We start from the raw sequence: 18,866 nt of genomic DNA on the forward strand, positions 1-18,866 counted from the left end.
TACGCATGGTGATTCTTTTGGTACTCGTGAAGCAGCAACCTCACCAATTGGTGAGGTTATTAGTACATACGTATAAAACTAAGAAAACTGTTTACATGTACCGATATTTAATGCCGTAAAAGTAAAAAAATTTGAGCGATCCCTTCCTATCCGTTGCACCCGCGCTCTGGCGGGAGGCCTGGCAACTGCTGGCCGCCTCCACGACATCGGATACCCCCCCCTTTGCCACGGCTGCGCTGGCCACCACGGAGAACGCGCAAGTGGCTCGTCCCCGTACGGTTATCTTGCGGGACTGCGACCCGACCGAGGGTCGACTGACCTGCTACTCCGACCGGCGCGCCATCAAAGTCAAACACCTGGAGGAGGGATCCGAATTTTCTTACCTCTGCTGGGATCCGAAAACCAGCATCCAATTTTCGGGAGGCGGACCCACCCGACTCGCCAGCCAGGCGGACCACGAGCGGATCTTTGCCGGACTGGCGAAGCATTCTCGCAAGGCGTACGCTACCGAAGCCGCGCCCGGCACCCCCCTTCCCAACCCCGCGACCGGCTTGCCCGACGACTGGAAAGATCGGACCCTACCGGAAACGGATTATGCCCTCGCCAATTTTGGCATCTTCGTTACCCGACTACGCTGGGCGGAGGTGGTAAAATTGGATCGCGAAGGCAATACCCGCCTGGCCGCCCGGCGGGGAAACGGAGGTGACTGGAGCTTTCATTACCTGGTCCCCTGAACGGAGCGGCAAATGCCCGTCCAGTCCCGGCCGGATAGCTGATCGACCGCCGGCATCTTACCCAGGGCCATGAGTTCATTGACCGCGGCCACGTCCGTATCCCGTTGTACGCCCAAACAGGCCTGCACGTGACGATCCTTTACGTAGAAAGCGAGGAACGGTCCTTTCCCCGGCGTGCCGTCGAAGACGATATTGTCGTAATCGGTACCGTGGCCCACGTAGCGCAAGTTGGTTCCCTGTTGGTTCGTCCAGAAGTAAGGCACCATGGTGTAGGCTTCCGATGAACCGGCCATGTTCCTGCCGGCAATACGCCCCTGTTGGCCGGCTACCTTCCAGTGTTCGATCCGGACCATCCCCTCCCGGTCGGGGTAGGTGGCGATGTCACCCGCCGCCCAGGCACCATCGCCGTGTACCGCCAGGTGTCCATCTACGGTAAGGCTATGGTCGTCGCGAAAAGCCACGCCTTCGACGTAGTCGGTTGCCGGCGCCACCCCGATGCCAACGACCACGAGATCGGCGGGTAATTCTTCCCCATTGTCGAGCACTACCCCAACCGCATGACCGTCGCGTCCCTTTACCTCCTGCACCCTGCGCTCCAGCTGGAAGGCGACGCCCTCTTTTTCGTGGAGCTGCTTTACGAAAGCACCTACCTGCTGCCCGAATACCTTTTCGAAGAGTATGCGGTCGGGAGTTACGACGGTAATGGTGGCCCCCCGCTTGCCGAGGCTCATGGCCGTTTCCAGGCCGATGAAGCTTCCCCCGATAATGACGACCCGGGTTTCTTTACCGGCTTTCTTGCACGTTTCCAGGGCGTCTTTGGCTTCCCTGATCGTATGTACGCCTTTCAGGTCGGCCCCGGGCACGTCCAACTGCCGGGGTTTACCACCGGTGGCCATTAGTACTCGGTCGTAGGTGATCCGCTCATCGTTGGCCAGGGTGATTTCCTTCCGTTGGAGGTGCAGCTTTTGCACCCGCGCTCCGGCGCGAAACGTCACGCCGATCTTGGTGTAGAAGTCCGCGTCGCGCAGTGGGAGGCTGTACACGGAGTCGTCGCCTTGCATAAAATTCTTGCTGACTTTGGTGCGGTCGTAGGGAGGCAGTTCCTCCTCCCCCAGCATCAGTATCGAACCTTCCCGGTCGGCGGAGCGAATGGCTTCTACCGCGTAGGCGGCCGCCGTTCCTCCACCCACGACCACGTAAGTGTAGTGACCCGGTTCGGTTGCTTTCGCCCCTGAGCGGGAAGGAATGGATTCGGGTCCGTTACGAACCACCGGCTCCTCACTGACCTGAATCTGGCCGTCTTCGATTCGGACCTCGAAGCGCGGAAGGCCGTCCATTCCCGGAGCCTCGAGTTGCTCGCCGGTGCGAATATCGAAGCAGGCGTGGTGAAACGGACAGCGTAAGCGGTGCTCGCAGAGGGCACCCTTGTCTAGTGGTAAGTGGTAATGGCTGCACTTATTTTCAACGGCAAATACTTCTCCCTGCACGTTGGCCAGTAACACGTCATAGTTACCGACTTTCACTTTATGGAGGTGGCCGTCGGGAAGTTGCGAAAGGGAAAGTACGGGTGTCATCGGGGTAGTTTTGCCATATAAGCACTACCCCGCCGATTGGTTCACACTACTTCGACCAGCACCCCCGGCCTGCCGGGCTCCATGCTTCCGAGGGGGGCAATTAAGAGGTCCTGTTCGGCACAGATCCGCTCGAAGGCAGCCGCCGCGTCCGGACGCACGGCCACCAGCAGGCCACCGCTGGTTTGCGGGTCGGCGAGTAAGTACTGTTGGCGGTCATTGTTGAGTCGGATCTTGTGGCCGTAGCTGGCGAAGTTCCGTTTTGTCCCGCCCGGGATACAGCCCTGGGAGAGGTAATAATCTAACACGGCTACGTCGATTAATGGCACGCGGTCCATTTCCACCCGGGCGGAGGTACCGCTGGCGGCGCACATCTCGCTGAGGTGGCCGAGCAGGCCGAAGCCCGTCACGTCCGTCATTGAGTGGACGCCGTCGATCCCGGCTAGAACGGGACCGATGTCATTCAGTCGCACCATTTGCTCGGTAGCCAGAAGGGCATCGCGGTCGCGCAATTTTTTCTGCTTCTGAGCCGTACTCAGGATACCGACGCCGAGGGGTTTGGTGAGGTACAGCAGGTCGCCCACCCGGGCGCCGCCGTTTTTCTTTAGTCGGTCGATGGAAACTCTGCCGGTTACGGCCAGACCGAAAATCGGTTCGGGGCTGTCGATGCTGTGTCCTCCGGCCAGTGGAATACCGGCATCGGCGCAGGCTTGTCGCCCGCCTTCGACTACCTGTCCGGCGACTTCGGGGGGCAGCTTATCCACCGGCCAGCCCAAAATGGCGATGGCCATCAGCGGCGTTCCGCCCATGGCGTAAACGTCGCTGATGGCGTTCGTCGCCGCGATACGACCGAAAGTCAACGGGTCGTCGACGATCGGCATGAAAAAGTCGGTCGTACTGATCGCCGCGGTGCCGTCGCCGAGGTCGTAGACGGCGGCATCGTCACGTTCGGAGTTTCCGACGAGCAGATGGGGAAAGGGACTACCGGGGGCCGTCTGGGCCAGGATCTGGTCCAATACGGCCGGAGCAATCTTACAACCGCAACCCGCGCCATGGGAAAATTCCGTCAGTTTGATCATACTAGTACAGGATCAGGCTTTCGTCCCGCTCGTCGCGCAGGCGGCGGAGTTTGCCTTTCGTTTGTTCGGCGAGTTTGACGGCCGCATAGGCGTTGGCCAAGCCTCCCGTAGCGGAAAGATCGGAGAAGTCGATGGTTTCGCCTTCGCTACCGGGCTTGACGACCTGCAGGTCGACCGGAAGGGCGCTCTGTTCGATGATTTCCTTCACCTGCTGCGCCTTGAGGTCGGGGAAGTAGCTGCGGATGAGGGCGGCGATCCCGGCGACCATCGGGGCGGCCATGGAGGTTCCGTCGAAGGTTTCGTATCCGTTGTCCGGAACGGTGCTGTAAATGCGGGCACCCGGGGCGAATACGTCGACGTAATCTTTGTTGTAATTCGAGAAGCTGGCGGCCAGGCTTTCGTCGTAGGCACTGCCGGCGGCGCCCACTTCGATCCAGGTCTTTCCCGTGCGGCGGCGTCCCTGGTAGGTATCGTTGGGGAAGTTATTCTGGAGGGTGAGCAGCTTGCCGTCGTTGCCGGCGGCGTGCACCAGCAGTACGTCGTTCTTCTGGGCGTACTTCATGGCGTCGTCCACCGCATCCTTGTGGGGGCTCTGTCCTTTTCCGAAGCTCATATTGATGACCTGGGCACCGTTGTCGACGGCGTAGCGAATGGCGTTGGCTACGTCCTTATCGCGCTCGTCGCCATTGGGGACCGTGCGGATACTCATGATCCGTACGTTGTCACCGCCGACGCCGTTAACGCCTAATTCATTGTCCCGCACGGCGGCGATAATTCCGGCTACGTGGGTACCGTGGGCCGCATCGGGTCCTTCCACGTCGTTATTGCCGTAGAAGCGCTCGTCGAGGTCTTCGGGATTGTCACCGACAATCTCGCGGGCGTCGAACTCGGGATTGTAGTTGTACTTCAACTGGGAGTCGAAATAGTCCATGGCCCCTTCAAGCTGGCCGTATACATCGGCGAAGGTGGCTCCGCTGGCGGTGGCGTTGGCGACGACCTGCTTGACGATGGCGATGTTCGGATCCTCGCTCTCGAGGGTAGCAATATCCTCGGCGGTTACGTCCTCGGCCTCCTTGCCGAGTTCCTCGATGGCGGCGTCCACTGCCCCCTTGATCATTTCGTACTGGGCGGCGGTGGGGCCGAGTTCGGTGCGCTTGCTGTCGATCTGCTCCTTATACTCCAGGTAGCGGTCGTATTCTTCCTTTTCCTTTTTGCTGAGCCCGTCGCGATTGCGGTTGTTGTACTTGGCTTGCAGTCGGTTGTAGAGGCGGACGACTTCGAGGTTTTCGTAGTTGACGTTGCGTCCGTCGGCTCCGCCGATGAAATTCCAGCCGTGTACGTCGTCGACGTAACCGTTCTTATCGTCGTCGATCCCGTTATCGGGAATCTCGCCTTCATTGGTCCAGATGGCGCCCTGCAGGTCTTCGTGCTCGATGTCGACACCGGAGTCGATAACGGCTACGACCACTGGTTTGGCTTTCTTGCCCTGGAGGTAGGTGTTAGCTTTGGCGGCGCTGACGCCGGGGAAGGAATCTTCGGTGCGGTCCAGGTCCCACCAGTTCTGCGGGGCGGTATTCTGGGCGGCCAGCCCCAGGGAAAGGACCAGGCTCAGGGAAAATAATAGCTGTTTCATAATGGCTTTTTTGGCGGGTAATATTTGTCGGATCACGGTACGGGTAACGAAAAACCGGGGCGCCGGGCGCAGGTGCAACCGACGTTCCGAACGGTGTGAAAACCGACGATCGGCCCTACCGTTGGTTAGGAAAAACTTAAAAATCCGGTCGGCAAAGCGTTACCTGCCCCGGATACAGACGTCCAAAAGCTTCGCCCGTCACGGGTTACCGACATCTTTATGACGGAACCGGAGACAAACATAGCGTTAAACGATTTGTTTTACAAGGAGTATTCCGCCGGTAACCCCCCGACCAACTATGAACGACTATTTTATTCGCCTTCGCCACTGGCGCAAGGCGCGACCTAAAACTTTCTATTCCGTAGCGGCCCTCGTGGGCCTACTCGTCGGAATAGTACTGGCCGTTGGGCTGCTGTTATCGCTGGTCGGCTTCGGCGCTTTCGGGCCCATGCCCTCCCGCCAGGCGCTGCTGGATTACCGCAACGACGTCGGCAGCGAGGTGTACGACATCAACGGAGAAAGTCTCGGCCGGTACTACGCCCAGGACCGCACCGTCACCGAATACGACGCCCTACCCGACCACCTCATCGAAGCGCTGGTCGCTACCGAAGACAGCCGCTTCTACACCCATGGCGGCGTGGACTGGGAAGCCTACGGTCGCGTAGCCTACAAAACGCTGCTGCTTGGAGAAGACGACCAGGGCGGTGGATCCACCCTCAGCCAGCAACTCATCAAGAATGCCTACGGCCGGCCCAGTCTCGGCTACGGCACCTCGGTCGACCTGTTGCTGCATAAACTGCGGGAAGGTATCCTGGCCAACCGGCTTGAAAACGTGATGCCTAAGGAGGAAGTCATCAAGCGCTACCTGAACACCGTAAGCTTCCCGGGAAACACCTTCGGCATCGCCGCCGCTTCCGAACGCTACTTCCAGAAGGAACCGGCCGAGCTCACGGTTCGCCAGTCCGCCAGCCTGGTCGCCTCCCTGAAGGGGACGAGCAGCTACGACCCGGTGCGGGCCCCCGAGCGGAATGCAGAGCGGACCGACCTGGTTCTCCAGCTTATGGCAAACGCCGGGTACCTTTCACAGGAGGGATTGCAAACGGCCCTCACCGATTCGCTTTGCCTCAATTATTTCCGTAAGACTTCGGAGGTGCGCCCAGCCCCTCACTTCGCCCAGGCAGTTCGTCGGCAGGCGGAAAAGATTTTGGCGGAGATCACCGGTCCGGACGGAGAGCCGTATAATCTCTTCGCCGACAACCTAAAAATCCACACCACCCTCGACGTGCGGGTGCAACGCCACGCGGAAGCGGCGGTGCGCAAGCAAATGACCGCCCTCCAACGGGATTTCGACCGTCACCTCGGCCGCCGGGCGGCCTGGGAAACCGACGCCTCCCTTTGGGGAGCCGTCCGCAACAGCGAACGCTGGCGACTCGGCCGCACAGCCGGTAAGGACAGCACGGAACTGGTAGCGGAATTTAACGTCCCCCTGCCCATGGAGTTGGTCGTCCCCAACGCGGAGCCGTTGGTGGGTGAGTTTACCCCCCTCGACAGCGTCAAACACTCCCTGGCCTTCTTGCGGTCGGGCTTCCTGGTGCTGGATCACGGTACGGGAGCCATTCGGGCGTGGGTAGGCGGCAGCGATTTCGAGTTCAGCCATTACGATCACGTGCTTAGTCGGCGGCAAACGGGTTCGACCTTCAAGCCCTTCGTCTACGCAACGGCTTTGCGCCAGGGCTACGACCCCTGCCACCGGCTCAGTAACTCCCTGCGTACCTACGCCGATGAAGACGGTCCCTGGACGCCCCACAACTCGGACTGGGTACACGGCGGCACCTACAGCATGCACGGGGCCCTGGCGAGCTCCTCCAACGTAGCCGCGGTCCGCATGATTATGGAAACCGGCCCCGAGCCCGTCGTGGACCTGGCGCGAGAGGTCGGCATGAGCGGAGAGATTCGTCCCATCCCGAGCATCGCGCTCGGTACGGCGGAAAGCAGCCTCTACGAGATGACCACCGCCTTCGCCACCTTTGCCAACAACGGCCGCTACGAGAAGCCTTATTACATCAGCAGGATCGAGAACGGCGACGGTGAGGTCATCTTTGAGCACCACGCGCAACCAACGGTCATTCTCGAGCACGAGCGCGCCCAGGAAATGCAGACGATGTTACGGTACGTGGTGGAACGCGGTACCGCCAGCCGTCTGCGCTGGCAATACGGGGTGACCCGTCCGAGCATCGGCAAAACAGGCACTACCCAGAACATGGCCGACGGCTGGTACCTCGGCAGTACGCCCAACCTCACCGGTGGCGCCTGGGTCGGTGGCGAAAACACCGGTGTTCGTTTCCGCAGCGGACAAATGGGCAACGGATCGCATTCCGCCCTTCCCGTCTGGGCGTTTTTCCTTCGGGAAATGGAAGCGGATACTTCCGTTAACCATCTGCTGGGGGAAGACTTTCCGGAGATCTCCCGGGAGATTCGGCAAAATTTAGCCTGCTCCGCCTTCATCCCGCCCGTCCAGGTCGTGGAAGAGCTGGATAGCGACGAGGTACCGAGTGAGACCCTACCGGTCATGGAAGTCGGGAACGAACCGAATGGATCCGGTGACGACGCAGGCTAGTCGGTGACCTGTAAGTTCTGGCGTTGCTCCCGTAGTTCGGTCTGCAGCCGCTCCTTTTCGGCGGCTAGCTCCGGATCGTCGATGCGGTTTTCTATTTCGAGGGGATCTTCCTGTAGGTCGTACAGTTCGTAGCCCTCGAAACCCGGCTCGGTGAAGTGGATCAGTTTGTAGCGTTCCCCGCGTACGCCCTCGTGGCGAGCCACCCGGTGAAAGCTGTTCATCTCCTGATAGTAGCGGTAGTAAATGTGGTCGCGCCAGTCATCCGGTGCTTCGCCGTCGAACAGGGGAATCAGGCTGCGGCCCTGCAGATCGTCCGGTACGTTTGTCGTGGCGAGTTCCAACAGGGTCGGCGCGAGGTCAATATTCAGCACCAGCGCGTCGGAGGTCGTCCCGCCTTCGATCAGCGGAGGGTAGCGGACCAGGAGCGGCGTGCGGTGGCTTTCCTCGTACATGAACCGCTTATCGTACCATCCGTGCTCGCCAAGGTAAAAGCCCTGGTCGCTGGTGTAGATGACGATGGTATTCTCAGCCAGGCCGCTTTCGTCCAGGTAGTCGAGTACGCGACCGACGTTGTCGTCCACGCTCTTCACGCTGGCCAGGTAATCCTGCATGTAGCGCTGATACCGCCAGCTAAGTTCTTCGTCCGTGCCCTTTACCCGTTGCCATTCTCGACCAACCCGATCGAGGAAGGGTTGCCAGGCGGCGCGTTGGTCCGGGTGAAGCCGGTCGATCTCATTGTAGAAGTAGTTGGCCATTTTTTCCGTGCCGCCTTCCCAGAAGGTGGCGCCGCCCGTTCCCGGGTCGTTGGGTTCGTATTCCTCGATGACCTTCAGATCCTGACTTACGAACATATCAGCGATGCGCATATCTGCGTTAGCCGCGGCGGGCCGGCCGGCGTAATCGTCGCGTAGCGTGGCGGGCTCCGGGTAAGTCTTATCGAGCAGGCCGTCGAGGTCGCTGGTGTCCGGCATCCAGTTGCGGTGGGGGGCCTTGTGCCAGTAAAGCATCATGAAGGGCTGATCGCTCTCCGCATTGCGCCGCAGTTCCGCGAGGGCGTAGTCGGTGATCAGTGTGGTGGTGTAGCCCTTGGTCGGCTCCAGCGTATCCCCGTTGTGGATGAAGGTAGGATTGTAGTAATCCCCCTGATCGATGAGGGCCCGGTATTCATCGAGCCCCTTCGGCACGTAAGTAAGGTGGTGTTTTCCGAACAGCGAAGTGCGGTAGCCGGCATCGTGCAGGGCTTCGGGAAAGGTCCACTGATTCGGATCGAAGGGACTGAGGTTATCGATCTTCCCATTGATGTGGCTGTACTTACCGGTCAGGATAGCCGCACGGCTCGGGGCGCAGATGCTGTTCGTGACGAAGCTGTTGGTGAACAGCATTCCCCCGTCGGCGATCCGGTCCAGATTCGGCGTCTCGGTGAGCTCGTCGGTGTACGCGGAGATGGCCCGTTGGGCGTGATCGTCCGACATAATGAGGATGATGTTGGGGCGCGAACGTGCGCCGCCGCCATCGTCGGCGAGGTCGGTGTTCGGGGCGCAGGCGTAAGTCAGGGTGGCGAGAAGCGATAGGGTAAGGATGCGGTACATTGCCGTAAGATATCCTACCGCCGGTAAATTGCCTCCGTACCCGCCGGGTTGCCGGGGCTTGTACCACTCCCCCCGACCCTACTTCTTAAACGTAAAATAAACCGCCAGGATCAGGCAGCCGAAGGCCATCAGGTGATTGAAGCGGAACTGCTCCGTCTTAAAAACGAGCACGGTAAAGACGGCAAAAACGATAAGGGTGATCACTTCCTGGATCACCTTCAGTTGGATCAGCGTGAAGGGCCCGCCGGTGCCCACGAAGCCGATGCGGTTGGCGGGAACCTGAAAAATGTATTCGAAGAGCGCGATCCCCCAACTGACAAGGATGATGGCGGCCAGGCCGAGTTTACTGAACCACTTCCACTCCCCGAACTTCAGGTGGCCGTACCAGGCCATAACCATGAAGGAATTGCTGAGGATGAGCAATAAAACGGTACCCATTGCGCGCATAAACGGTCACGATTGCGGGCGCAAAGTTCAGTTGTGGGGAGGATATAACGGCAACAACTTTTCTTAGGCCGCGACCGCGCCATCGGCGAGTACGATGTGGTGGAGCTGGTCGGAAGTAAGCTCCAGGGTACGGGCCATTTCCCGGATCACCTCTACTTCCTCCCGGTCTATCTTGCCGTCGGCGGAGGCTACCGCCATGGCACAACGAATGATGGTTTCCTTGCCGTGATCGTTGAGGGAGGGGGCCACCCGCCGCAAGTAAGTACCCAGGGGTTGGGGTTGGCGACGGACCTGCTCGACGTACACTTCCAGGTCGATCAGGCTGGTCGTCCGTTTGCTAAAGCGATTGAGAATTTCCAGCACGGTGTCCAGCTCGTTGTCGTCGACCTCGCCGTCGGCCAGCATCATCAGCACCATGGTATGGCGCATGGCTAGCTCGTGGACGGAGCGTTCGGTATGATCCGGTTCGGACCGGCCACGTTGCAGTACGTCGAGCGCATACGTGCCTTGGCAGTGTTGGCACTCGACGTACTCCCCGAGTTGCCGCAGGGGAACGACCGGATAGGTGAATAGGGCAAGGTATTTCCGGACCTTCTGGTGGTGGTAGGGTTGTTCACCGGCGCACTCCGGGCAGGTAAAGCTGGCTGAACGAAAGGTAATCGTGACACTCCGGGTGTCGAAAACAGTCATACACGGTTAGGATCGGCGCATCGTATTACGTAAGTGCGCGGGTTCGTGGGTCATAACGCGCGAACCCGGCCATTGTGTTCGATGAGATTGTTGGCTCCTGCGCTCCGGCGCCATATAGAAAAGCGGCACCGGGGGAAAGGCAAATTACGCCGTTCAGGCACCGGTTTGGGTAGAGAGGGAAGCGGAGTTCCGGCCGCTGCGCTTGTCAAAGCGACCGTAATCGATGCTCTTGAAGATGATCATGAAGGTCAGGAACGGCAGCAAAAACAATACGATGAAAACCAGGAGGAGGGTACACAGTACAATCATGAGAGCGGATTTATGGGTGAGGCAGGCGCAACAATGCGCCGATTGACTACAGAACGCGGTCAGCCTGTCTGTCGTATTTCTTAAGTCACGCCAGAACGGAAAATATAATTAGGGCGCCGGGCGCGGGAGCCGTAGGAACCACCGGGAACCAACCGGCCACGATCGAAAGTCATGTTATCTTCCCCCATCAATCGTCGACATGCAGTTTACTTTTTCCCGACTTTCCCCATCCTTCGCGGCTGCCGCTTTGCTGCTTGCCTTGGGTTGCGCACTTCCAAGAACCGGGCTGGCCCAGGAGCCCGCCATCGACCGCCAGCCGATCGTCGACCGCCACCGGGTGACCCTCAACCGGATGGATACCCTCAACGCGCTTACGGTTGGCAACGGCCGTTTCGCCGTGACCGTGGACGCCACCGGGCTACAGACCTTCCCCCAACACTACGCGAACGGCATCCCCCTGGGGACCTTTTCGGAGTGGGGCTGGCATAGCTTTCCCTCCGACGCCGGCTACACTATCGACCAGACGCTGCGCTACACGGCCAGCCACGGACGGGAAGTGCCCTACTCCGTGCAGTGGTCCGAAGCGGGCGAGGCCCAGGACGCGGCCAACTACCTCCGGCAAAACCCCCACCGCATGCCGCTGGCTTCCATCGGCTGGGACATCCGGCTCGCCGACGGAACCGTGGCCGCGCCAGCCGACATCGAGAACATACAGCAGGAACTGGATATGTGGAACGGCCGCATCCATACCCGCTTTTCGGTAGACGGCACGCCGGTAGAAGTGGTCACGGCCACGCGGCAGGATGCGGACGTATTGGTCGTCACGGTAGACAGTCCCCTACTGCGGGCGGGCCGGCTGGCCCTGAACGTTACCTACCCCTACCCCACCGGCGAATGGGTGGACGCGGGCGCTTTATTCGACGACGGAGAACAGGACCGGTTGGGGGCCGAGCGGATCGAGCCGGGGCAGTGGCGGATCACCCATACGGTGGATACGACCCGGTACTATACGGCCGTCCACGGCGGCCGGCCCTTTGCCGCGATCGATTCCTTGCCTACCGGCTACCGCTTCCGGCCGTCCGCCCAGTCGAATACCTGGTCGGTATCGGTGGCCTTCTCCCCTGCGCCGGTCCACGGACCGGTACCCATCGTACGGGAAAGCCTGGAGGCCATTGCGACAGACTACCACGCCTACTGGCAAGACGGCGGCATCATCGACTTCGAGGCCGTTGCCGATCCCCGGGCCGCGGAGCTGGAGCGGCGGATGGTGCTCTCCCGCTACCTCACCCACGTGAATACGTCGGGATCCATGCCGCCCCAGGAAACGGGACTGACCTACAACTCCTGGTACGGCAAACCCCACCTGGAAATGGCCTGGTGGCACGGGGTGCACTTCGGTCAGTGGGGCGAACCGGAGGTGCTGCAGCGGTATTTGGACTGGTACTTCACGGCACTACCGGGAGCACGAGCCATTGCCGAGCGACAGGGTTTCAGCGGCGTACGCTGGCAGAAAATGACGGACCCCTCCGGCGGGGAAACGGCCTCCTCGATCGGCTCCTACCTGCTGTGGCAACAGCCCCACCCGATCTACTTCGCCGAAATGCTCTACCGACTGGATCCGAGTACGGACTTTCTGGAGCGGTACGCCCCCCTCGTCGCGGAGAGCGCCGCCTTCATGGCCGATTTTGCCTACTACGACTCCACCCGACAGGAACGGGTGCTGGGCCCGGGCGTGATTGCCGCCCAGGAGCGCTTCGGGGCGGACACCACCTTCAATACCACCTTCGAACTGGCCTACTGGAAATGGGGATTGGAGGTAGCCCAGCAGTGGCGGGAGCGTCTGGGGGAGGAACGCCGCGCGGACTGGGACCGGGTGCTGGACGAGCTATCTCCCCTCCCCGTCCAGGACGGACTCTACCTCGCGGCCGCCAGCGCCCCCGATTCCTACACTACCGAGCCGTACATGACCGATCACCCGAGCGTACTCGGCGCTTACGGTCTGCTTCCCGCCACCGAAGGGCTGGACCTGGCTACCATGGTGCGGACACTGGACACCATCTGGAAGGTGTGGCACTGGGAAGAGACCTGGGGCTGGGATTTCCCGCTGACCGCCATGACCGCCGCTCGCCTCGGTCAGCCGGAACGGGCGGTGGATGCCCTGTTGATGGACGTCCCGAAAAACATCTTTCTAAAGAACGGCCACAATTACCAGCGCAGTAACCTGCGCCTCTACCTGCCCGGCAACGGAGGCTTTTTATCGGCCCTGGCATTGATGGCGGCCGGTAGCGAGGATACCCCGGCGGGAAGCGGCTTTCCGGCGGATTGGGAAGTGCGGTGGGAAGGATTGCGGCCGATGCTGTAGTGCCTGTATCCCGGTAGTTGTTTATTGCCAATTCGGAACCGCTTTAGGTTGGAGGGCCGGTTATTAGCGAGGCCCTTACTCGTTGCGTCGTCGATAGCGAGCTCCCCCGCTCGCTGATGACCTCTTTAGGAAGTCAGCGTCCCTTTTAGGGCCGGGCCGGAATTTGAGCAAAAGTCACTTTACGGCAAACGCCAGCACCAAAGCCGCCTGGTCCCCAACCGCCGCCGGCAGGTTGTCGGGCAGCCGAACCACCGTCCGCCCGTTCTTCTGCTCCCAACGCAGCGGCCGCTCGTAGCCCAGTAGGCGTAACTCCCGCCCCGCAGGCACATTACCGGACCAGGTGATTTCCCCCAACGGCGCATCCTCCTCCCGTAGCGCGATGGCGAAGCGTTGGTCTCCTTTACCCGTGAAGAAGACGTCGCCGTCCTGGTAATGCTCCACCGCCCGCGTGCCGTAGATGGCCTCGCCGTTGATATCCATCCATTCGCCGATGGTTTCGAGACGGGCTACGACGTCCAGTGGGATGAGCCCGTCGGGGGTGGGGCCCACCCCGAGCAGGAAGTTGCCCCCCTTGGCGACGATCTCCACCAGGGTATGCAAAACGGTATGCACGGATTTAAACTCATCGTTCGGCACGTATCCCCAGTTGTTGGCGAACGGCAGGTTGCTCTCCCAGGGGTTGTCGATCTTTTCCTCGGGCACCCGCCGCTCCGGGGTCTGGTAGTTCTCGTAGGGACCGTGCACGGTGCGGTCGGCGATGATGATGCCCGGTTGCTCCCGACGTGCCATCGTGGCGATGCTGTCCATATCGATCTCCTGGCTGAATTCCGGAATGGGTGCCCCCCAGGCGATCACCTCTTCCGTAACGGTGTGCTTCGGGCGTACCCAACCCCCGTCCAGCCAGAGGATGTCTACCGCGCCGTAGCCGGTCATCAGCTCCTCGATCTGCTTGTAGGTAAAGTCCTGGTAGGCCTTCCACCGTTCGGGGTACTTGCGGATGTCGTAGTTCACGTTCCGGTCGGGGGTGGCGTACTTGTCCCACCAAAAATTCGGGTTGTGCCAGTCGGGCTTGGAGAAGTAAGCGCCGATGAGCATGTCTTTCTCCCGGAAGGCGTCGAATACGTGCCTCGTCACGTCGGCTCGGGGATGGTCCCGGAAGGGGCCGCTCGTGATCTTGTAATCGCTCTGCCGGGTATCGAACATGCTGAAGCCGTCGTGGTGCTTAGTGGTGAAGACTACGTACTTCATCCCGGCGGCATCCGCGGCGGCGGCCCACTGTCCGGGGTCGAAGTTGACGGGATTGAAGACCGCGTTCAGGTTCCAGTACCACTCCTTGTAGTCATTGTAGCTCATGTGGTCCGGCCGGTCGATCCAGTCTTCCGAGCAGAGCGTCCAGCTTTCCATGATCCCGGGGACGGCGTACAGCCCCCAGTGGATGATCATCCCGAATTTGCGGTCCTGCCACTCCTCCAGCTTGGCGATCACCGCCGGATCCGTGGGCGGTTCGTAGACGGTGCTCTGGCGGTGCAGGTTGTCGGTCTGGGCGGAAGCCGCGATCGTGATGAGACAGGCAAGCGCGAGAAGGAATCGTCTGAGCATAGTCGTTGGGTGTTCCGGGGGGCTTAGCGGGCGGTGGCGGGGTTCCATTCGAAGTCGCCGCTCCCCACCTGCCAGTCGTTACCGAAGTAGCCGCTGCCGATCAGGCCGGATACGCCCGCCCGGGGCAGCGCGGAGGAGAAGATGAGTACGTCGGGATAAAAGGTCGTATCCAGGAAGTAGTCGTTCGCGTAGGCGGCGTGGCGGCCCGCCGCGCCGGTGGCGGTGACCACCCCGACGCTGGCGGTGTCGCTGTCGGACCGGGGATAGATCAGGTAGGCACCCACGTCCGACCCCGCGAACTGCTTATCGCCCAGGGTCATGGTACCGTCGGTGACGTCGAAGGGGGCGTGGTCCAGCAGCGTGGACCAGGCGGCGTTGTTGTCGCGGTTCCCGTACATGATGACGTTGCGGTCGGGATAGTCCGCGGCCCGGAAGTCGGTATCCTTTACCAGGGTGATACTACCGTTCCCCCGGTAGCCCCACCGCTCGGCGTCGTAGCGGGCGCGGTGCAGGTACCATTCGTTGGTAGCCTCGCTCCCGGAAGTTGCGTAGACGAAGACCATATTATTGGTGAAGGCATCCTTGAAGGAACCGTAGCGGGCCGGTGATTTCTCCGTGGCCGGGGGGGCCGTCGTTACGGCCCAGCTACCCTGCTCCCGGGCGAAAAAGGCTTCCGCCGAAAGCTCCTCCATCGCAAAGACCTGTCCGTCGAGTTCCAACTGGTCGAGGGAATCGCGGATGCCTCCACTCAGGTCGAGCCGCAGCAGCCGCGTGTTATCGGTGGTCAGCTTCAGGGTATCCGGTCCCCGTTCCAGGTCGAAGGAACTGATCTCCCAGGGGCGCTCCTGCTGCCAGATAGTCACGTAATGAGAGCTCGCCGAGATGCCGGGGGAGGCGGTCTGGAAGCGCAGCTGGTCCACTTCCTCGTCCGTCTTGAGCCGGCGGAAATTGAAGAAGTCGAACAGCGGTGGCCAGTCGACGCTCTCGCTGCCGAACCAGTGGGCCCCGTCGGGATACTCGTAGTAGGCGAAGTCGTCGTGGTAGGTGCCCAGCAGGGCCCGCATCTCCCGCGCCAGACCGGTCGGCACCACTTCGTCCTTCTCCCCGTGGAGGATGTAGACGCCGTAGTGCAGGTAGTTGTCCTTCAGTTTCAGGGTCCGGCTTTGGTTGCCCGCCCGCAGCACGTTATCGGCCATGCGCTGCAGCTCATCGGTGGGCTGGGTGCCTTCGAGTTCCCGCAGGAAATCCGCGCGGGTGGTGCCCCACTGGACGAAGAAGCTGTCGGGTCGGGAGATCAGTCGGTTCAGCGACCACTTCCGGTAGCCGGTCAGGTCGGCGTAGCCGGCGGCGGGGCCGATGGCGGCGAAGCGGTCCGGATAGGTGACCCCGATGTGCCAGGTGCCGTGGCCGCCCATCGAGTGGCCGGTGAGGTAGCTGCGTTGGGGGTCGGTCTGAAACTTCGCCTGGGCGATGTCAAGCACCTCGATCGCGTCGCGCCGGCCCCAGTCTTCCCAGGCGAAGCCGAAGGGGCGGCGGTTGGTAGCCGCCACGATGTAGAGCGAGTCCTTCGGGCGGTAGGCCGCGGCCTGGTTGACGGCTTCGACCGACGCGCCGTGCACCGTCAGGACGATCCCGTTCCCGCCGGTCCCCCGGGTCAGCGGCGGCACCACGCTGTAGTACTGCACGCTGCCATCCATGGCACTGACGAAGGTTTCTTTGTGATGGCCGTCCTTCGAGCGGGCGTTAACCTCCACCTGGAGGGTATCTAGGAGTTGACCGCTCCGGTCACGCAGTTCGAGGACCACGGCGTAGGTGGAATCCTCGGCTATCCCCGTTGGCGTTGGCAGTCGGAAGGGCACCTTCTGTACCAGCAGTTGTTCTACCGGGCCGACCTCATGCTCGGCGGAGGCCTCCCCTACCCGGGCGGTGATCGTGCCCCCGCGGAAGGCTTCGGTGGTGGTGTTCATCAGGCGGACGGCCGCCCAAAGGTCATCGCTTTCCCCGACAAGCAGGTCCGGCAGGGTCATGTCGCGCCGGGTGAACTGAACGGGTTCGTCGGCGACGAGCAGCCGGGCCCGGATCTGGTTGAAGCGTCCGCCGCTCAGCAGGATGTAATTGGCGCCGGGGCGCAGGTGCAACGGAACCAGACTCCAGCCAAAATCGTAGTGATCGCCCTCGTGAGGCATCCCGTTGACGATCGCGGTGGTGTGGCCGGAAGCTTCGAGCAGCACGGTTCGTGCCCGATCGGCCTCGTAAGTCAGGAAGAGGTAGCCGCCCCGGACGTTGCCGCTGAATTCCCCCTTTTCGTTGATGGTGATGGTGTCCCAGGCCAGTGCTTCTCCCCCATCCGCCCGGTAGGCGTCGCCCGGGGCGATGGTCGTATCCGCCGTGCCGACGAAATCGGCCAGAACAGCCTCGTAGCGAACGGGCTCCACGCCAAAGCTCCGCGGCAGCCCGGTAAGCAGCAGCCCTTCCTCAAACAGGTGGAGGATCTCCCCCTCGCTGACTTCGTCGATCTTCTCCTTGCCGAAGTATTCTACGATGTTGCCCTGGCGCTCCTGGGCGTGGGCCAGAGCGACGAGATGAAGGCAGAGTATACCGATTAGCAAGCGATGATGTGTCATAGTGCGACGGGCGTGTGGGAGCGTTAAATCAGGAGCATAGCGGGCAGCAGCATTGGCATTCGGTATTGCCCGGGAGCAAGATACTCGTCACCGACCAAAATGCGTGTACGTTAACACACTATAATATTGGTCCCCCGCTTCTTCATTTGCTGTAGGCCTGCGCGCCCGGCGACGGGACATTATGGCGATTCGAATAAACCACTACCGGAACGGTCCATCGGTATACGGAGAGTAGAAGCCAACAGCCTATGCTAGAAATACGAAACCTGCAGGTGGTCCAAGCGGTGTAGTTGAGCTTATATTGGCTAGTGGTATTATGTAAAGAGGGATACCACCTTCACGGCCCATCTTCGGAGCAGTGCAGTTGATACCTTACTTATTGATTCGAAGGAAGCAGCCGTACCCGAACGATTCGTTTTAGCTTGGGTGGTTCTACCATGATCCCGTGGGCCTGCAGCAATTGGCCGAATCGCTCCGTACCCCGGTCAGCTACTTCTTCCACCCGGTATTTCAGGCCGGGGGGGAAGAGCACCTCGCCCTCGTTGCCACTGGGGGTATATCCCTCGGGAACGGGTTTGCCGGTGTGTGGCACTTGATCTACCCCTTCGTAGACGATAAGGGAATCCCGGTCGGTAAACGGGTTTCCGGTAGAAGTACTCGTAAATTCTTCAACCACGAATTCCTGGCCGACCGTATGATCGCCAACCGTATAGCGGGGGGGGATCTTGTCGTGCTCCTCCAGGTTAACCCCCTTGGTTAGCGTGGTGACCGTTTTGGCCGGTCCGGGCAGGTCGTGAAGGGTTTCCCGCAGGAGGAGGATCAGTCGCCGGGTCGTCATCTCGGGTGGGGTTCCCGGCGTAATGCTGAAGCGAAAGTCTAAGTCTTTTTCCGTCTGCCCACCCTCATCCTTTCCGCTCACGATCGTATTGATGGCTTTGTACTTCGTAGCCGTGTACTGAAACATGGCCCATTGGCGGAGTTGCTCCGGGCTCCACTCTTTGTCGTCCTTCAGGAAAAGCTGGCGTCCTTCCTCCGCGGTTTCCACGGTGCTCCAGTCAAAACTAGGATAATCAATCGTCAGCCTGCGCTCGCCCTTTGCCACCGTCAGTGTACGTTCCTGGACGGCTACCACCATCCATCCTGGATCGTCACCTGCCTTCAGGTGGTGGACGAGATAGGTGTCGACGGCGGGCATTCCAACAAGCACGCGCTGGATGACGGGCTGTACGCCGGTTGCGGCAGTGGGCTGCGGGACATTCCCTCGAAGCGCCTTTAGGTCATTCCGTCCCGTATCCTTCGTCAAAGCTTTCAACTGCTTTAGTACCAGGGTTTGCGGCCGCTCGTCGTTCACCTGCCGGGCCGTATCAGCGGGCTGCTGCTTGCGGGAATGGTGGTTTGCCGCCGATCGGGTGCCGCGTTCTGTAGTACGATCCGTATGCATGTTCATTTCCTCGGTTTGCGCTCCTGTTGGTCAGGAAGGTTGAATGGATAAAGCAGGGGAATGTAAAGCCGGCAGTCTCCCTTACGGGTAGATTACTTATGGCTAATGGCAGGTATAAGCCCTATTCCTGCCCGTTCAAGTTCAAAAACGCGCCGCTTTGCGGGGTAACAT

At 60.8% G+C, this 18,866-nt stretch carries 13 protein-coding genes; 3 read left to right on the forward strand and 10 right to left on the reverse strand.

Annotated features, from left to right (window positions below):
• Nucleotides 1–131: 131 nt before the first annotated feature.
• The gene (locus CLV84_RS19970; RefSeq protein ID WP_104421617.1) at nt 132–734 is read left to right on the forward strand and encodes a PNPOx family protein; all 603 of its coding nucleotides are present in this window, start codon (nt 132–134) and stop codon (nt 732–734) included.
• Here the strand turns inward: CLV84_RS19970 and CLV84_RS19975 are convergent.
• Genes CLV84_RS19975 through CLV84_RS19985 form a run of 3 tightly spaced genes read right to left on the reverse strand, consistent with a single transcriptional unit; the run spans nt 719 to nt 5,017 of the window.
• The gene (locus CLV84_RS19975; RefSeq protein ID WP_104421618.1) at nt 719–2,308 is read right to left on the reverse strand and encodes an FAD-dependent oxidoreductase; all 1,590 of its coding nucleotides are present in this window, start codon (nt 2,306–2,308) and stop codon (nt 719–721) included. The two genes, CLV84_RS19970 and CLV84_RS19975, sit on opposite strands and share 16 nt — an antisense overlap.
• 41 nt (nt 2,309–2,349) lie before the next feature.
• The gene (selD, locus tag CLV84_RS19980) at nt 2,350–3,384 is read right to left on the reverse strand and encodes a selenide, water dikinase SelD (protein ID WP_104421619.1); all 1,035 of its coding nucleotides are present in this window, start codon (nt 3,382–3,384) and stop codon (nt 2,350–2,352) included.
• 1 nt (nt 3,385) lies between these two features.
• On the reverse strand, nt 3,386–5,017 hold the full coding sequence (locus CLV84_RS19985; RefSeq protein ID WP_104421620.1) for a S8 family peptidase: 1,632 nt from the start codon (nt 5,015–5,017) through the stop codon (nt 3,386–3,388).
• Nucleotides 5,018–5,315: 298 nt separating this feature from the next.
• Here CLV84_RS19985 and CLV84_RS19990 point away from each other — a divergent pair, with 298 nt between their 5' ends.
• Nucleotides 5,316–7,634 (forward strand): transglycosylase domain-containing protein, encoded by a 2,319-nt coding sequence (locus CLV84_RS19990; protein ID WP_104421621.1) that lies wholly within the window; start codon nt 5,316–5,318, stop codon nt 7,632–7,634.
• Here CLV84_RS19990 and CLV84_RS19995 read toward each other — a convergent pair.
• From CLV84_RS19995 to CLV84_RS21925, 4 genes are all read right to left on the reverse strand, one after another.
• Nucleotides 7,631–9,223 (reverse strand): sulfatase family protein, encoded by a 1,593-nt coding sequence (locus CLV84_RS19995; RefSeq protein ID WP_104421622.1) that lies wholly within the window; start codon nt 9,221–9,223, stop codon nt 7,631–7,633. The genes CLV84_RS19990 and CLV84_RS19995 overlap by 4 nt on opposite strands.
• A gap of 78 nt (nt 9,224–9,301) precedes the next feature.
• Nucleotides 9,302–9,670 carry a DMT family protein gene (locus CLV84_RS20000; protein ID WP_104421623.1) on the reverse strand — a complete coding sequence of 123 codons (369 nt, stop codon included), beginning with the start codon at nt 9,668–9,670 and terminating at the stop codon, nt 9,302–9,304.
• A 63-nt stretch (nt 9,671–9,733) separates the two neighbouring features.
• Complete coding sequence (locus CLV84_RS20005; protein WP_104421624.1) at nt 9,734–10,360, reverse strand: tellurite resistance TerB family protein; 627 nt, start codon at nt 10,358–10,360, stop codon at nt 9,734–9,736.
• A 153-nt stretch (nt 10,361–10,513) separates the two neighbouring features.
• Nucleotides 10,514–10,669 (reverse strand): hypothetical protein, encoded by a 156-nt coding sequence (locus CLV84_RS21925; RefSeq protein WP_170067797.1) that lies wholly within the window; start codon nt 10,667–10,669, stop codon nt 10,514–10,516.
• Between the two features lie 199 nt (nt 10,670–10,868).
• Here CLV84_RS21925 and CLV84_RS20010 point away from each other — a divergent pair, with 199 nt between their 5' ends.
• Nucleotides 10,869–13,031, forward strand: coding sequence for a hypothetical protein (locus CLV84_RS20010; protein ID WP_104421625.1), 2,163 nt, complete (start codon nt 10,869–10,871; stop codon nt 13,029–13,031).
• Between the two features lie 174 nt (nt 13,032–13,205).
• Here the strand turns inward: CLV84_RS20010 and CLV84_RS20015 are convergent, their stop codons facing one another.
• The 3 genes from CLV84_RS20015 to CLV84_RS20025 form a co-directional block, all read right to left on the reverse strand.
• Nucleotides 13,206–14,630, reverse strand: a complete 1,425-nt coding sequence (locus CLV84_RS20015; RefSeq protein ID WP_104421733.1) for an alpha-L-fucosidase — start codon at nt 14,628–14,630, stop codon at nt 13,206–13,208.
• A 23-nt stretch (nt 14,631–14,653) separates the two neighbouring features.
• Complete coding sequence (locus CLV84_RS20020) at nt 14,654–17,254, reverse strand: prolyl oligopeptidase family serine peptidase (RefSeq protein ID WP_104421626.1); 2,601 nt, start codon at nt 17,252–17,254, stop codon at nt 14,654–14,656.
• Nucleotides 17,255–17,630: 376 nt separating this feature from the next.
• Entirely contained in the window at nt 17,631–18,701 is a 1,071-nt protein-coding gene (locus CLV84_RS20025; protein WP_104421627.1) for a hypothetical protein, read from the reverse strand.
• Nucleotides 18,702–18,866 lie beyond the last annotated feature (165 nt).

This window comes from Neolewinella xylanilytica (assembly GCF_002934605.1).
In the GTDB taxonomy this organism is placed as follows: Bacteria; Bacteroidota; Bacteroidia; order Chitinophagales; family Saprospiraceae; genus Neolewinella; species Neolewinella xylanilytica.

Coding starts and splice junctions, on each gene's coding strand:
- CLV84_RS19975 (WP_104421618.1), bottom strand. CDS start 2,308: ATGACACCCGTACTTTCCCTTTCGCAACTTCCCGACGGCCACCTCCAT.
- selD (WP_104421619.1), bottom strand. CDS start 3,384: ATGATCAAACTGACGGAATTTTCCCATGGCGCGGGTTGCGGTTGTAAG.
- CLV84_RS19985 (WP_104421620.1), bottom strand. CDS start 5,017: ATGAAACAGCTATTATTTTCCCTGAGCCTGGTCCTTTCCCTGGGGCTG.
- CLV84_RS19990 (WP_104421621.1), top strand. CDS start 5,316: ATGAACGACTATTTTATTCGCCTTCGCCACTGGCGCAAGGCGCGACCT.
- CLV84_RS19995 (WP_104421622.1), bottom strand. CDS start 9,223: ATGTACCGCATCCTTACCCTATCGCTTCTCGCCACCCTGACTTACGCC.
- CLV84_RS20000 (WP_104421623.1), bottom strand. CDS start 9,670: ATGCGCGCAATGGGTACCGTTTTATTGCTCATCCTCAGCAATTCCTTC.
- CLV84_RS20005 (WP_104421624.1), bottom strand. CDS start 10,360: ATGACTGTTTTCGACACCCGGAGTGTCACGATTACCTTTCGTTCAGCC.
- CLV84_RS21925 (WP_170067797.1), bottom strand. CDS start 10,669: ATGATTGTACTGTGTACCCTCCTCCTGGTTTTCATCGTATTGTTTTTG.
- CLV84_RS20010 (WP_104421625.1), top strand. CDS start 10,869: ATGCAGTTTACTTTTTCCCGACTTTCCCCATCCTTCGCGGCTGCCGCT.
- CLV84_RS20015 (WP_104421733.1), bottom strand. CDS start 14,630: ATGCTCAGACGATTCCTTCTCGCGCTTGCCTGTCTCATCACGATCGCG.
- CLV84_RS20020 (WP_104421626.1), bottom strand. CDS start 17,254: ATGACACATCATCGCTTGCTAATCGGTATACTCTGCCTTCATCTCGTC.
- CLV84_RS20025 (WP_104421627.1), bottom strand. CDS start 18,701: ATGAACATGCATACGGATCGTACTACAGAACGCGGCACCCGATCGGCG.